Raw genomic sequence first — 14,444 nt, forward strand, 5'->3', positions numbered from 1 at the left:
GACGGACCCACCCGCCGACCACCGGACCGCGGCGACCCGGCCCGGGCGGTTAGCGTGGCGGGGTGACCCCTGACGTGCTCGCCGACCTCCCGCTCGCCCGGGCCTCCGTGGATCGCGCCGCCCTGCTGCGGGACCGGCCGGACGTGCTGCCCGCCGCGCTCGCGGACCCCCGCACGCGGGTGCTGGCCGTGCGTGACGGCGGACTGCTGCTGACGGCTGCGGGTGCCGTGCGCTGGCTCACGCCCGCGGACGCCGTCCGGCTGTACGCCGCGGGCGGCCCGTCGTCGGGGGACGCCGCGTCGCCCCCGGTCGACCGCTGGCTGCTGCTGGGCGCCGAGGACGACGGCTCGCGCGTGCTCGCCCTGCGGCTGCGGGACCGCCACCCGCTGAGCACGGGGGGCGAGCCGGCGGACGTCCTGGTGCACCTGCCCGACGGTCCGGTGGTGCGCGACGGCTGGGGGTCGCTGCGGACCGTCGGGGCCTCGCTCGACGCCCACGACGCGGGGCTGGCGACGGCCGCGGTCGCCCTCGACGCGTGGCACGACCGGCACCCGCGGTGCCCACGGTGCGGCGCCCCGACGCGGGTGGCGCAGGCGGGCTGGTCCCGCGTGTGCGACGTGGACGGCTCGGAGCACTACCCGCGCACCGACCCCGCCGTCATCATGGCGGTCGTCGACGCGGACGACCGCCTGCTGCTCGGGCACGCCGCCGCCTGGCCGGCCGGCCGCTGGTCGACGCTCGCGGGGTTCGTCGAGGCGGGGGAGTCGGCCGAGCAGGCCGTGCGACGCGAGGTCCACGAGGAGACGGGCGTCGTCGTCGACGAGGTCGTCTACGCCGGGAGCCAGCCGTGGCCGTTCCCCGCCTCGCTGATGCTCGGCTTCCGGGCGCGGGCGACCAGCACCGCCGTCCACGTCGACGGGGTCGAGATGGCCGACGCGCGCTGGTTCACGCGCGACGAGCTGACGGCCGCGGTGGCCTCCGGGGACGTGCTGCTGCCGGGCGGGGCGTCCATCGCCCGTGCCCTGGTCGAGCAGTGGTGGGGCGGCCCGTTGCCCGGGTGAGTGCGGGGCCTCAGACCCCGAGGCGCTCGCGGACCTGCGCGAGGGACGGGTTGGTCGCGGCCGACCCGTCGGGGAACACCACGGTCGGCACCGTCTGGTTCCCGCCGTTGATCTCCTCCACGAGCCGCGCGGCGTCCGGCTGCTGCTCGATGTCGACGACGTCGTACGCGATGCCCGCGGAGTCGAGCTGCGTGCGCAGGCGGTGGCAGTAGCCGCACCACGTGGTCGAGTACATCGTCACGGTGCCCGGTGCCGGGGTGGGGGTCGTCATGGCTCCTCGCAGTGCTCGCCGTCCGTCTCGTCCACAGATCCTCGCACGGCGTGTCGGCGGGTGCTGGGAGACTGGACCCGATGTCCGCCGACTCCCTCCTCGACGCGCTCGACCCCGAGCAGCGCGCCGTCGCGACCGCTCTGACGGGTCCCGTCTGCGTCCTCGCCGGCGCCGGCACGGGCAAGACCCGTGCGCTCACGCACCGCATCGCCTACGGCGTGCGCACCGGTGTGTACCGGCCCGCCTCGGTGCTGGCCGTCACCTTCACCGCGCGGGCGGCCGGCGAGATGCGGGTCCGGCTGCGGGACCTGGGGGCGAGCGGCGTCCAGGCGCGCACCTTCCACGCCGCCGCGCTGCGCCAGCTGGGGCACTTCTGGCCCCGCGTCGTGGGGGGTGCGCCACCGCGCCTGGTCGAGCAGAAGGCCACGCTCGTCGCCGAGGCGGGGCGTCGGGTCGGGGTGGGGGTCGACCGCATCTCGGTGCGGGACCTCGCGGCCGAGATCGAGTGGGCCAAGGTGTCCCTCGTCACGGCCGAGGACTACGAGCGTGCCGCCGCCGCCGTGCGGCGTCCGGCACCCGCCGGGCAGGACGCGCAGGCGGTCGCGCGGCTGCTGACGGCCTACGAGGACGTCAAGACCGAGCGCGGCGTCATCGACTTCGAGGACGTGCTGCTGCTGCTCGCGGCGATGCTCGCGCAGCGCGGCGAGGTGGCCGACGAGGTGCGGGCGCAGTACCGGCACTTCGTCGTCGACGAGTACCAGGACGTCAGCCCGCTCCAGCAGTACCTGCTCGACCAGTGGCTGGGCGGTCGTCACGACGTGTGCGTCGTGGGGGACCCGAGCCAGACCATCTACTCGTTCGCCGGTGCGACGCCGCACCACCTGCTCACGTTCGCCGGGAGGCACCCCGGCACCCGGGTCGTGCGGCTGGTGCGGGACTACCGCTCGACGCCGCAGGTCGTGGGCCTGGCCAACCGGGTGCTGACGGCCACCCGACGGCCCGGTGACCCCGTGCCCCTGCACCTGGTCGCGCAGCAGCCCGACGGTCCCCAGGTCCGCTACACGGCGTACGACGACGACGAGGCCGAGGCGAGCGGGATCGCCGCCCGCGCGGCGCGCCTGATCGCGTCGGGCGTCCCCGCGAGCGAGATCGCGGTGCTCTACCGCACCAACGTGCAGTCGGAGGCGTTCGAGCAGGCGCTCGCGGCCGCGGGCGTCGGCTACCAGGTGCGCGGCGGCGAGCGGTTCTTCGCGCGGCGGGACGTGCGGGACGCCCTGGTGCTGCTGCGGGGCGGGGCGCGGTCGGCCGACCCCGACGTGCCGCTGGGGCAGACCGTCCGGGACATCCTCACGTCCGTCGGCTGGTCCCCGCAGCCACCCGCCGCGCGCGGTGCGGCACGCGAGCGGTGGGACGCCATGCAGGCGCTGGTGGGCCTGGCGGACGACATGGTGGAGGCGCGCGGCGGGGCGACCCTCGCCGACCTGGTGGCCGAGCTCGACGACCGGGCCTCGGCGCAGCACGCCCCCACGGTCGACGGTGTGACCCTCGCGTCGCTGCACGCGGCCAAGGGCCTGGAGTGGGACGCGGTGTTCCTGGCGGGCCTGTCGGACGGTCTGCTGCCCATCTCGTTGGCGCAGACCGAGGCGGCCGTGTCCGAGGAGCGTCGCCTGCTCTACGTCGGCGTGACGCGCGCCCGCCGGCACCTCGAGCTGTCCTACGCGGCGGCACGCACCCCCGGGTCCCGGGCCAACCGCACCCGCTCGCGGTTCCTCGCCGGGCTGTGGCCGGGCGAGGAGAAGGACCGTGGCGCAGGACGGCGGACGTCGGCCGCTGCCGACCCCGAGGTGCTGGACCGGCTGCGGAGGTGGCGGGACCGGGTGGCCGACGAGCGCGGTGTCCCGGCGTTCCGGGTGCTTCCCGACGTCGCGCTGGAGGCCGTGGCCGCGGCCATGCCGACCGCGCAGGAGGACCTGCGGCACGTCCGGGGGCTGGGGCAGACGCGGCTGCACGAGTACGGCGACGCCCTGCTCCGGGTGGTCGCCGGTGACTCCCCGGCGGGTCCCGGAGGAGCCGTGCGGACGAAGTTCCGTTAATTGCTTGTGACGCCCGGACGGGCCGCCCTAGGGTGGTCACGTCCTTGTTCGCGGGGTGCTGCCGAAGAGGCGGGACCCGACCTGGAGAGGAGGTGGGTGCACTGATGGAGAGCAACATGATCGACATGACGACGTCCGTCCACGCGTACGCGCGTTCCCTCACGCCCACCGCCGGGACCTTCCAGGGGATCGCTCCGTCCGTCGCCGGGCTCGAGCGTCGTCCGCGTCCCGCGACGTCCCGCGTCGACCTGTTCCCCAGGACTCCGTAGCAGCAGCCACACCAGGCAGGCCGCGGAGTCCGATCTCGGATCCGCGGCCTTTCTCGTCTCTCCGGTCCCCACCGGGGCGAGCGGGCCCGATCCGGTACCCCCAGCTCACCTCGTCAGGACACCAGGAGGACATCGTGCGGCTCACCACGCTGCTCGACACCGTCAACCAGGGCGGCTCCGGCCCCTGGCCCGCCGACAGCACCGTCACGACCGACGACCAGTTCGACCGGATGGTCGCCGACCTCATCCCGTGCCGTTCCCACGACGCCGAGCTCTGGTTCGCCGAGCGCCAGGCCGACGTGGAGCGGGCGAAGGCCCTGTGCCGGGAGTGCCCGATGATCCAGGGCTGCCTCGCCGGCGCCGTGGAACGCGCCGAGCCGTGGGGCGTGTGGGGCGGTCAGGTCTTCGTCGGCGGTGTCGTCGTGCCGACCAAGCGGGGCCGCGGCCGGCCGCGCAAGGACGCCTCGGCGGCCTGACGCGCCACCGCGCGTGACCGGCACCGGCAGACCCACCACCACGCCGGGTCGCGCGAGCTCGCTGCTCGCGCGACCCGGCGTCCGTCATGTCCCCGCGGGCGGCCCGATCGGGGCCGGTGCGACCGGGGGCGTCAGGCACCCGCAGGCGGGGTGCGCCGACCAGTGACGTTCCCGGTGCGCGAGGTCCGGCAGGGAGATCTCGACCGTCGTGCCGCTGAGCGCCGGTGCCGTCCCGGCCAGGAACGCCAGGACGTGCGCGGCGGCGAGCGCCGCGCACGCACCGGCGAGCACGCCCACCTCACCGGCGTCCCGTGCGCCGGTGGTGACGGCCCCCAGGACCGCGGGCCAGCCCGGGTCGGCGTCCGCGCGGTGCAGGTCGAGGCACCGCAGGCACGGGTCCGTCCCGGGCCGCACGAGCGGACCGACCGATGCGTCCGCGACCCGCAGGACCACCGACAGGTGCGTCACCTGCTCGCCGAGCAGCCGGACCGTCCGCAACGGGTCGGCCGCCTCCTGCTCGACGACCACGACCAGGTCCGGCTCACCGTCGGTCGTCACCCGCGTCCCGGGCGTGGCCTCCCGGAGCACGCGCGTCGCGGCCACGAGCCGGGGCGTGCCGACGTCGGCCCAGCGGTGCCCGCCCGCGACGACGTCGGGCGAGCGCACCGGCGCCTCGTCGTCGAGCAGCAGCGTGCCGACGCCGGCGGCCGCGAGGTGACGCGCCACCCCCAGCCCGGTCGGCCCCAGCCCGACCACGCCGACGATCGCGTCGGCCCGCGCGGCCACGACCCGGGGTCCCGCGGCGTCGGGGCGCAGCAGTGTCCACGCGGCGGCGTCCGCGGCAGCGGGCCCGTGCACGGCACCCGCGACGTCGGGACGCGGCCGGGTCAGGCCGGCGCGCCGCAGGTCGTCGACCGTGGCGGCCACGGCGACCGGGTCGGCACCGGCGGCACGCGCGCGCGTCGGCAGCGACGTCAGGTCCGTCGTGCCGTCCACGGCGGTCCACACGCGCACCTCGGCCGCGCTCAGGCCCACCAGGCGCACCGCCCAGCGGGGGTCGGTGCCCACCTGGACCTCGTCGGCCGCCCGTGGCAGCACACGCAGGCCCGGACGCAGCTGCACGGGGCGGGGTGCGGGACGGGTCACCCCGCCACGATGGCACCGGGCGCGCCGGCCCGTCGGACGTCGTCCACAGGGTCGGTGCCCGGGGCTACCGGACCGGTCAGGACGCGACCGGTCAGGACGCGACCGGTCAGGACGCGACCGGTCAGGACGCGACGAGGGCACCGTCGCGTGCGACGGTGCCCTCGTGGTCGTCGCGGTCGACCGCGACGGGGCGCGCTCTCAGGCCTTGCCGAGGATCCGGTTGAGCTTGGTGCCGCAGACGGGGCAGACGGCCTTGGCCATCCGGCGACCCGACTCGGAGACGACGACGTCGCCCTCCGTCTCCCGCTTCTCCTTGCACTTCACGCAGTAGAACTCGCCCGCCCAGGTGTCGGCCATGTGGTCCCTCCTCATGCTCCTCACCGGGCGGTGGCATCGCGCCCGGGGCAGGGACCGTGACGGCCGCCGTGCGGTCACAGAGTAGTGGCCGGTGCCCGTGGGCGTGCCCGTCAGGGGTCGCATCCTGCCCGGCAGCGGGTGAAGCCGGGCGTCGCGAGGCCCCACGGCAGCCTGCGCGCGCTAGCGTGCGGGGGTGCCGACATCGCGCGAGGCGACGCCGCGCGATCCCGCACGCCGTGACCCCGGTACCGCCGGGCCGTCTCCGGACGCGGCGGCCGCGGGACCGACGGTCGAGGTGCGGCGTTCGCGTCGTCGTGCCCGCACCGTCAGCGCCTGGCGCGAGGGCGGGCGGACGATCGTCGCGATCCCCGCGCGGTTCACGCGCGCGCAGGAGCGCGAGTGGGTCGGACGCATGGTGGACCGGCTCGCCGCCCAGGACCGCCGCCGCCGACCGTCCGACGACCAGCTGGTCGCCCGCGCGGCGGAGCTGTCCCGCCGCTACCTCGGCGGCCGTGCCGTGCCGAGCAGCGTCCGGTGGTCGTCCAACCAGGGCCGCCGCTGGGGCTCGTGCACCCCGGCCGAGGGGACCATCCGGATCTCCGACCGGGTCCAGGGCATGCCGCGCTGGGTGCTGGACTACGTGCTGCTGCACGAGCTGGCGCACCTGCTGCAGCCGGGCCACGGCGAGGCGTTCTGGGCCGAGCTGAGCACCTACCCGCACACCCAGCGCGCGCGCGGCTTCCTCGAGGGGTGCGCGTTCACGCGGGACGGGCACGAGCAGGGCGACGAGCCGGACGAGCCGGGTGTCGACGACACCGACGAGCCCGCCGACGACCTCTGAGCCGGACGACGTGCGGTCGCTCGCGCCGACCGGTCAGCCCGCGGGGGTCCCGGAGGTCCCGGGGGGCCCCTCGTCGCCCGCGTCGTCGGTCCCGGCGCCGCCCGTGCCGGCCGCGTCGTCGAGGATCTGCGCCAGGGCGCGGTCCAGGTCCGCGGACTCGTCGACCGCGGCCCGGCGACGGGCGTCGTACCCCTGGGGGTCGTCGAGGTCGGCGGGGGTCGGGACGAGGTCGGGGTGCTCCCACACGGCGTCGCGCCCCGCGGCCCCGCGCGTCGTGGTCAGGTGCGCCCACACGGTCGCCGCGTCGCGCAGCCGCCGGGGTCGCAGCTCCAGTCCCACGAGGCTCGCGAACGTCTGCTCCGCGGGCCCGCCGGCGGCGCGCCGACGGCGCACCATCTCCCGCAGCGGCACGCTGTGCGGCAGGTGCGGGGTCGCGGCCGTGGTCGCGACCTCGTCGACCCAGCCCTCGACGAGCGCGAGCGCGTGCTCCAGGCGGGCGAGGGCGGCCTGCTGCGCGGGCGTCGTCTGGGGGGCGAACACGCCGCCCGACAACGCCTCCTGCAGCGCCGCCGGGTCGCTGGGGTCGATCGAGGACACGGCGTCCTCGAGCTGCTCCACGTCGATCGCGATGCCGCGGGCGTACTCGGCGACCGCGTCGAGGAGGTGCGCGCGCAACCAGGGGACGTGCGCGAAGAGCCGGTTGGCCGCCGCCTCGCGGAGCGCGAGGTAGAGGCGCACCTCCTCGACCGGGACGTCCAGCCCCTCCGCGAAGGCGTCGACGTTGGCCGCGACGAGCGCGGGGGCCGGACGCTCGAGCAGCGGCAGGCCGATGTCGGTGGTGCCGAAGACCTCGCGCGCCAGGGTGCCCGCGGCCTGGCCGACCTGCAGGCCGAAGACCGCGGAACCCAGGCCACGCAGCAGCTGGGCGGGGTCGGCCATGCCGGGCGGCAGCCCCGGCGGCAGGCCGCCGGGCAGCCCGTCGCCGAGCTCGCCGATGGCCGGCCCGAGCGCGTCGGCCAGCGCGGCCGAGAGCGACGCCGCGACGGGCTCGGTCAGCGTGCGCCACGTGGGCAGCGTCGCCTCGACCCACTCGGCACGGCTCCACGCATGGGCCGTGCCCGTGGCCGGCGGCAGGTCGGTCGCCGCGTCCAGCCACAGCTCGGCCACCGACAGCGCGTCGCGGACGTCCTTGACGCGGCCGGGCGACAGTGCGGGGTCGCCACCGGCCGCGGCCTGCTGGCGGGCCAGGTCGTGGGCCATCTCCCAGTTCACGGGATCGTCGCCGGACGTCGCGAGCATGCGCTGCACCTGGCCCAGCGCCTGCTGGAGCGCGACGGGGTCGGTGGGCAGACCGGACCCGGCCGCCATCGCGGCAGGGTCGACACCCATCGCGCGCATCTCGCGGATCGCGTCGTCCGCCGCGGGACCGAGCATCGCGCGCAGCATCTGCTCCCACTGCTGCGGACCGGTCGCGTCGGGTCCGTCGGGGGAGGGGACGTCGGGGCTCATGCGGGCCTCCTGACTGGCCGGGGAGCACCACGGTAACCGCGCACGGGCCCACCCCGAGCGGTGGCTGCGCCCGGTTCGCTCACGGCGCACACGCGCGGTGCGGGTGGGCGCGACCGCGGTGGGGGATGATCGTGCACGTGCTCGACGAGAAGCCGACCGGTCCGGCCGACGACCCGGGACCGCGCGACCCGCAGGACGTGCCCGAGGTCGCCGCACCGCCGCACGGCACCGACCAGGTGCGGGAGGTCGGTGACCCGGCCACGGACGACGCCGCCGCGCCGGACGTCGCTGCGCCGGACGGTGCCGAGCCGGACGGTGCCGAGCCGGACGGTGCCGAGCCGGACGGTGGCCGGCTCGACCCGGACGCGGACCTCGAGCAGTTCGAGCCCGCACCCCCGTCGCCCCGCGCGATCGTGCTGTCGTTCGGCACCCTCGTCGCGGCGGTCCTGGTCGGGATCCTGGCCGTGATCCCCGCGCCGTACGCGGTCAACGGGCCGGGGCCGACCAAGGACGTGCTCGGCGAGGTGGGCGGTGACCCGCTGATCGAGGTCAGCGGTGCCGAGACCTACCCGTCCACGGGCGAGCTGCTCCTCACCACCATCTCGGGGGTGGGCGGCCCGGGCTACCCCGCCCGGCTGCTCAACGTGCTGGGCGGCTGGATCTCGCCGGACTCGGTGGTCCGCCCCGTGGAGACCGTGTACCCGCAGGACGTCTCGCAGGAGGAGCTCGACGAGTCGAACGCCGGGCTCATGGTGTCGTCGCAGGAGAACGCGGTCGTCGCGGCGCTCACCGAGCTCGGGTACGAGGTGCCCGCGACGCTGGTCGTCGCCGGCACCGTCGAGGGCACGGACGCCGAGGGCAAGCTCGAGGAGGGGGACGTCCTGACGGCCCTCGACGGTGAGCCGCTGCCCGACTACCAGACCCTGGTGAGCGCGCTGCAGGAGGTCGACCCGGGCGACACCGTGACGCTCACGGTGAACCGGCACTCGCGCACCGTCGACGTGCCGATCGTCACGGGGGAGCGCGAGGGCGGCGGTGCGCAGATCGGCGTGTTCGTCGACCCGTCGTTCGACATGCCGATCGACGTCAGCATCAACATCGAGGGCATCGGCGGGCCGAGCGCCGGCACGATGTTCGCGCTCGGCCTCGTCGACCTGCTGACACCCGAGGACGAGGCCGACGGCGAGGTCGTCGCGGGCACGGGGACGATCGACGTCACCGGGGCCGTGGGACCGATCGGCGGGATCCGCCAGAAGCTGGCCGGCGCGGTCCGCGACGGTGCCACGTGGTTCCTGGCGCCGTCGGAGAACTGCGACGAGGTCGTCGGGCACGTGCCCGACGGGCTGCGCGTCGTCGAGGTGTCCACGCTGCGCGAGGCGCGCGAGGCCCTGGTCGCGATCGGCGCGGGCACCGGCGACGACCTGCCCACCTGCACGGCCGACTGAGCGTCCCGGACGCCGCGGCCGGCCGGGAGGTCAGGCCAGCGTCGCGCGGACGGCCTCGACGAGTCCCGGCACCAGGTCGGGCCCCTGGCCGACCGCGTCGTCGCTGTCGTGCGCCCGGGTGCGCACGGCGCACCACCCCGGTCCGTCGCGCAGCACGCCCACCGCGAGGCGGACGTCCTGCCGCTGGGGGTGCGCCAGCAGCGCCGCGAGCGCCTCGTCGGGGTCGGCCGGCAGGTCCTGCTCGACGCCCGGCGGCAGCACGACGCGCTCCACCGTGACCGCGGCACCGTCCACGGTCGGGGGCCACGTCAGCCCGCCGAGCAGCTGCTCGAGGTCCTCGGCGGCCGGCAGGCCCTCCTGCTCGATCGACGTCAGGTGCTGGTCGTCGGCGCGGGCGGCGGCGAGCACGTCGGGCGTCAGCTGGTCGGCCAGACCGGGCTCGGCGTCGAGCGCGCTCTGCGTGCGGACCAGCGCGAAGACGCGCACCGGCGCGTCCCAGCCGGCGGCGGCGACGTGGTGCTCGATCTCGCGGACGGCGTCGGCCAGCGCGCGGCGGGCGCGGGCCTCGGGCGACGTGTCGGTGTGCTGCGGCGGGGTGGGGGGCGTGCTCACGCGCCCCATCGTCCCACCCGTGTGGGAACCTGGGGCGCGCCGCGCCCGTTCGCATGGGTGGGCGTGCCATGCGCCCGTCGCCCGACGACCCACGAGGACCGCAACGCCGTGACCTTCGCTTCCCCACCCCGCCCTCGACCTGTCGCGCCGCGCCGCCGCGGCCCTCTGGTCCCGACACTGATCACGCTGGCCGTGCTCGCGGTGCTGCTCCTGGTGCTCGCGCAGGTGTGGACCGAGGTGCTCTGGTTCTCGCAGCTCGGGTTCGTCGAGGTCCTGCGCACCGAGTGGCTGACACGTGCGCTGCTGTTCGTGCTCGGGTTCGCGATCATGGCCGCAGGCGTCGGCTTCTCGCTGAGCTACGCCTACCGCGCGCGGCCCGTCTACGCGCCGTCCACGCAGGAGCAGGCCAACCTCGACCAGTACCGCGAGGCCATCGAGCCGCTGCGCCGCCTCGTGCTGGTGGTCGGCCCGGTCGTGCTGGGGCTGTTCGCCGGCGGCGCCGCCTCCCAGCAGTGGAGCACCGTCCAGCTGTGGCTCAACGGCGGGGAGGTCGGCCAGACCGATCCGCAGTGGGGCATCGACCTGGGCTTCTACCTCTTCACGCTGCCGGCCCTGCGGTTCGTCGTGTCGTTCCTCATGGCGGTGCTGGTGCTGTCCACGGTGGCAGCCGTGGCGACCCACTACCTGTACGGCGGCCTGCGGATCGGCGGTGGCGCCGGTGCGCCGCGCACCACCCGCGCCGCCCGCGTGCACCTGTCGGTGCTGGGTGCGCTCGTGCTGCTGGCCATCGCGGCGGGCTACTGGCTGGACCGGTACTCGATCCTCACCAAGCAGCAGACCGGTGAGCAGCGCTGGCAGGGCGCGGGCTTCACCGACGTCCACGCCGTGATCCCGTCGAAGGCGATCCTCGCGGTCGCCGCGGTCGTCGTGGCCGGCGCGTTCATCGCGACGGCGTTCACCGGCAACTGGCGGCTGCCGGCCATCGGGGTGGGCCTCATGGTCGTCGCCGCGGTCGTCGTCGGTGGCGTGTACCCCGCGGTCGTGCAGCGCTTCCAGGTCCAGCCGAACCAGCAGGACGCGGAGTCGGAGTACATCCAGCGCAACATCGACGCGACGCTCGCCGCCTACGACCTCCAGGACGTGGAGATCAGCGAGTACGACGCGAAGGTCACGGCGGAGCCCGGCGCGCTGCGCGAGAACGCGCAGACCACCGCGTCGATCCGGCTGCTGGACCCGAACATCGTGTCGCCGTCGTTCAAGCAGCTGCAGCAGATCCGTGGCTTCTACAACTTCCCGGACTCGCTGTCCGTCGACCGCTACACGATCGACGGCGAGAGCCGGGACACCGTGATCGCGGTCCGTGAGCTCGATCTCAACGGCCTGAACGCGGCGCAGCGCAACTGGACGAACGACACGACGGTCTACACGCACGGGTTCGGCGTCGTCGCCGCGTACGGCAACACCCGCGGTGCCCGCGGCGCCCCGGCCTTCTGGGAGGGCGGGATCCCGTCGGTGGGGCAGCTCGGCGAGTACGAGCCGCGCATCTACTTCGGCCAGTCGTCGCCCGAGTACTCGATCGTCGGCGGGCCGGAGGACTCCGACGGCTGGGAGTTCGACTACCCGGACGACGACACGGGCACCGGCTCCGTGCCGTTCCGGTTCCCGACGGAGGACGTCTCGGCCGGACCCACGGTCGGCGGTCTGTGGCACAAGGTGCTGTACGCGCTGAAGTTCGGCGACGAGCAGATCCTGTTCTCCGAGCGTGTGAACGAGAACTCGCAGATCCTGTACGACCGCGACCCGCGGGACCGCGTCGCCAAGGTGGCGCCGTACCTCGACCTCGACGGGCGGGTGTACCCGGCCGTGGTCGACGGGCGCGTCAAGTGGATCATCGACGGGTACACCACCTCGGACCAGTACCCGTACGCCGCGGTGCGTTCCCTCGAGGACGCGACGACGGACTCCCTGACGGAGCGCAGCAGCACCGTGCAGGCGCTGCTGCCCAAGCAGGTCAACTACATCCGCAACTCCGTGAAGGCCACGGTGGACGCGTACGACGGGTCGGTCGACCTGTACGCGTGGGACACCGAGGACCCGATCCTGCAGGCGTGGACCAAGGTGTTCCCCACGTCGCTGCAGCCGATGTCCGACATCTCCGCGGACCTCATGAGCCACATCCGGTACCCGGAGGACCTGTTCAAGGTCCAGCGGGCGCTGCTCGGGCAGTACCACGTGACCAGCGCGTCGGAGTTCTTCTCCGGCAACGACTTCTGGCAGAACCCTGCCGACCCGACGGTCACGAGCACGGACGTGCCGCAGCCGCCGTACTACCTCACCCTGCAGATGCCGGGCGAGGACGAGGCGACGTTCTCGCTGATGTCGACGTTCATCCCCGGGGGTGGCAACGCCCGCAACGTGCTGACCGGGTACCTGGCGGTCGACGCCGAGGCCGGCAACACCGCCGGGAAGGTCTCGGAGACGTACGGCAAGATGCGTCTGCTCGAGCTGCCGCGTGACTCCACGGTGCCCGGTCCGGGCCAGGCGAGCGCCAACTTCACCGCCGACCCGACGGTGTCGAACGAGCTGAACATCCTGCAGCGCGGTGACTCCACGGTGCGGCGCGGCAACCTGCTGACCCTGCCCGTGGGCGGCGGTCTGCTCTACGTCCAGCCGGTGTACGTGCAGGCCGCGAGCGGCACCACGTTCCCGCTGCTGCAGCGCGTGCTCGTGTCGTTCGGTGACGAGATCGGGTTCGCCGAGACCCTCGACGGTGCGCTCGACCAGGTGTTCGGCGGCGACTCGGGGGCGGACGCCGGTGACGCCGGGGCCGAACCGGTGATCCCGCCGGACGTCGCCGACGAGGGTGAGGAGCCGGACGGGTCGACCGCGGCCCCGACGCCGGCGCCCACGTCCGCGCCGACGTCGGAGCCCGCGCCGGACGCGGACGCCCGCACGGCGCTCGACGAGGCCCTGCAGCGTGCGCAGCAGGCGATCGTCGACGGGCAGGCCGCCCTGGCCGACGGCGACTTCGCGAAGTACGGCGAGTCGCAGGACCGTCTCGACCGGGCGATCGCGGACGCCATCGCCGCGGAGGAGCGCCTCGCGGGCTGACCCGCACACCGCCGACGCCCGTCGTCCCCGCCCTCACCGGTGGGGACGGCGGGCGTCGTCGTGCCCGGTGCCGTCGTGCCCGGTGCCGTCGAGACTGTCGTGATGTGGGTGGCGCCTGCGACCCTCGGACCATGACGTCGGAGAAGCGCGTGCTCGCGCAGTACCTCGCCGCGGCGCTCGTGTGGGGCTCGAGCTTCCTGTTCATGAAGGTCGCGCTCGACGGGCTGTCGCCGACGCAGGTCGCGTCGGGGCGGCTGTGGCTCGGCGCGCTCGCGATGCTCGTCGTCATGGTGGTGCTGCGCCGGCCGTGGCCGCGCGGGTGGCGCACGTGGGGCCACCTCGCCGTGCTCGGCGTCCTGCTGTGCGTCGTGCCGTTCGAGCTGTTCGCGTGGGCGGGGCAGTACCTCGCCTCCGGGCTCTCGAGCATCCTCAACGCGACGACGCCGTTGATGACGTCGCTGGCGGTGGCCGCCGTGCTGCCCGCCGAGCGGCTGACCGCGCACCAGCGGCTCGGGCTGGCCGTCGGCGGGCTCGGGGTCGTGGTCGTCATGGCGCCGTGGACGTACCTGGGCGCCGGTGCGGTCGACGCCTCGCTGCCCGCCGTGCTCGCGTGCCTGGGGGCCACCGCGTGCTACGGCCTGGGCATGACGTACCTGCGGCGGTTCGTGATGCCGCTGGGGCTGCCGGCCGAGACCGTCGCCGCGGGGCAGATCGGTGTCGGTGCCCTGCTGGTGCTGCTCGCCGCACCGGTGGTCGCCACCGGACCCGTGACGCTCACGTGGCCCATCGTCCTGTCGATGGTCGCGCTCGGTGCGCTCGGCACCGGCCTGGCGTACGTGTGGAACACCCGCGTCGTCGTCGCCTGGGGTGCACAGCGTGCGTCCACGGTCACGTACCTGACCCCGGTCGTCGGCGTGGTGCTGGGCATCCTCGTGCTGGGGGAGCGGCTGCACTGGTACGAGCCGGTCGGCGGGCTGCTCGTGGTGCTCGGCGTCGTCGTCGCGCAGCGCGCCGCACGGCGGTCCGCAGCGGTCGGTCCCACGCCGCCGTCGACCCGCGTGACGGCCGTCACGGCGTCTGACCAGGGATCGGATTTGGACGTCCGGCCGACCTGACGTATGGTTATCAAGCCGACGCGGGGTGGAGCAGCTCGGTAGCTCGCTGGGCTCATAACCCAGAGGTCGCAGGTTCAAATCCTGCCCCCGCTACAAGAAGACGAAGGCCCGGACCTGATGGTCCGGGCCTTTGTCGTT

General features: G+C 75.0%; 13 protein-coding genes and 1 tRNA gene. 9 read left to right on the forward strand and 5 right to left on the reverse strand.

All coding sequences use genetic code 11. The features are described from left to right. The first annotated feature begins 62 nt into the window (after nucleotides 1-62). Nucleotides 63-1,061 (forward strand): NAD(+) diphosphatase, encoded by a 999-nt coding sequence (gene nudC / locus BMZ16_RS05970; protein WP_255366377.1) that lies wholly within the window; start codon nucleotides 63-65, stop codon nucleotides 1,059-1,061. A gap of 10 nt (nucleotides 1,062-1,071) precedes the next feature. Here the strand turns inward: nudC and BMZ16_RS05975 are convergent, their stop codons facing one another. Continuing rightward, a complete protein-coding gene (locus tag BMZ16_RS05975) occupies nucleotides 1,072-1,332 on the reverse strand; it encodes a mycoredoxin (RefSeq protein ID WP_089798582.1) in 261 nt (86 codons plus the stop codon). A gap of 80 nt (nucleotides 1,333-1,412) precedes the next feature. On the opposite strand from BMZ16_RS05975, the gene BMZ16_RS05980 reads away from it, so the two are divergent. The 3 genes from BMZ16_RS05980 (at nucleotide 1,413) to BMZ16_RS05985 (ending at nucleotide 4,170) form a co-directional block, all read left to right on the forward strand. Continuing rightward, a complete protein-coding gene (locus BMZ16_RS05980; RefSeq protein ID WP_089798583.1) occupies nucleotides 1,413-3,425 on the forward strand; it encodes an ATP-dependent helicase in 2,013 nt (670 codons plus the stop codon). 104 nt (nucleotides 3,426-3,529) lie between these two features. After that, nucleotides 3,530-3,694, forward strand: a complete 165-nt coding sequence (locus BMZ16_RS19210) for a hypothetical protein (RefSeq protein ID WP_177199598.1) — start codon at nucleotides 3,530-3,532, stop codon at nucleotides 3,692-3,694. Nucleotides 3,695-3,828: 134 nt separating this feature from the next. Continuing rightward, on the forward strand, nucleotides 3,829-4,170 hold the full coding sequence (locus tag BMZ16_RS05985; protein ID WP_304441036.1) for a WhiB family transcriptional regulator: 342 nt from the start codon (nucleotides 3,829-3,831) through the stop codon (nucleotides 4,168-4,170). Between the two features lie 84 nt (nucleotides 4,171-4,254). On the opposite strand, the gene BMZ16_RS05990 is transcribed toward BMZ16_RS05985, so the two are convergent. Then, nucleotides 4,255-5,316, reverse strand: a complete 1,062-nt coding sequence (locus BMZ16_RS05990; protein ID WP_089798584.1) for a ThiF family adenylyltransferase — start codon at nucleotides 5,314-5,316, stop codon at nucleotides 4,255-4,257. Nucleotides 5,317-5,514: 198 nt separating this feature from the next. After that, the gene (locus tag BMZ16_RS05995) at nucleotides 5,515-5,673 is read right to left on the reverse strand and encodes a DUF5679 domain-containing protein (RefSeq protein WP_089798585.1); all 159 of its coding nucleotides are present in this window, start codon (nucleotides 5,671-5,673) and stop codon (nucleotides 5,515-5,517) included. A gap of 295 nt (nucleotides 5,674-5,968) precedes the next feature. Here BMZ16_RS05995 and BMZ16_RS06000 point away from each other — a divergent pair, with 295 nt between their 5' ends. Continuing rightward, on the forward strand, nucleotides 5,969-6,514 hold the full coding sequence (locus tag BMZ16_RS06000; protein ID WP_255366402.1) for a M48 metallopeptidase family protein: 546 nt from the start codon (nucleotides 5,969-5,971) through the stop codon (nucleotides 6,512-6,514). A gap of 33 nt (nucleotides 6,515-6,547) precedes the next feature. Here the strand turns inward: BMZ16_RS06000 and BMZ16_RS06005 are convergent, their stop codons facing one another. After that, the gene (locus BMZ16_RS06005; RefSeq protein ID WP_089798587.1) at nucleotides 6,548-8,023 is read right to left on the reverse strand and encodes a zinc-dependent metalloprotease; all 1,476 of its coding nucleotides are present in this window, start codon (nucleotides 8,021-8,023) and stop codon (nucleotides 6,548-6,550) included. A gap of 125 nt (nucleotides 8,024-8,148) precedes the next feature. Between BMZ16_RS06005 and BMZ16_RS06010 the strand changes: the two genes are divergently transcribed. Then, on the forward strand, nucleotides 8,149-9,468 hold the full coding sequence (locus tag BMZ16_RS06010; protein ID WP_089798588.1) for a YlbL family protein: 1,320 nt from the start codon (nucleotides 8,149-8,151) through the stop codon (nucleotides 9,466-9,468). A gap of 30 nt (nucleotides 9,469-9,498) precedes the next feature. Here BMZ16_RS06010 and BMZ16_RS06015 read toward each other — a convergent pair whose 3' ends face one another. Continuing rightward, nucleotides 9,499-10,089: a PPA1309 family protein gene (locus BMZ16_RS06015; RefSeq protein WP_218143314.1), complete on the reverse strand. Its 591-nt coding sequence runs from the start codon at nucleotides 10,087-10,089 to the stop codon at nucleotides 9,499-9,501. Nucleotides 10,090-10,188: 99 nt separating this feature from the next. On the opposite strand from BMZ16_RS06015, the gene BMZ16_RS06020 reads away from it, so the two are divergent. The 3 genes from BMZ16_RS06020 to BMZ16_RS06030 all read left to right on the forward strand — a co-directional run bounded on the left by BMZ16_RS06020 (nucleotide 10,189) and on the right by BMZ16_RS06030 (nucleotide 14,399). Beyond that, nucleotides 10,189-13,191 (forward strand): UPF0182 family membrane protein, encoded by a 3,003-nt coding sequence (locus BMZ16_RS06020; protein WP_089798590.1) that lies wholly within the window; start codon nucleotides 10,189-10,191, stop codon nucleotides 13,189-13,191. A gap of 131 nt (nucleotides 13,192-13,322) precedes the next feature. Continuing rightward, nucleotides 13,323-14,306 (forward strand): DMT family transporter, encoded by a 984-nt coding sequence (locus BMZ16_RS06025; RefSeq protein WP_089798591.1) that lies wholly within the window; start codon nucleotides 13,323-13,325, stop codon nucleotides 14,304-14,306. Nucleotides 14,307-14,325: 19 nt separating this feature from the next. Then, nucleotides 14,326-14,399: transfer RNA gene (locus BMZ16_RS06030), tRNA-Met, on the forward strand. Nucleotides 14,400-14,444: the final 45 nt, after the last annotated feature.

The sequence above is a fragment of the Cellulomonas sp. KH9 genome, assembly GCF_900114185.1.
In the GTDB taxonomy this organism is placed as follows: domain Bacteria; phylum Actinomycetota; class Actinomycetes; order Actinomycetales; family Cellulomonadaceae; genus Cellulomonas.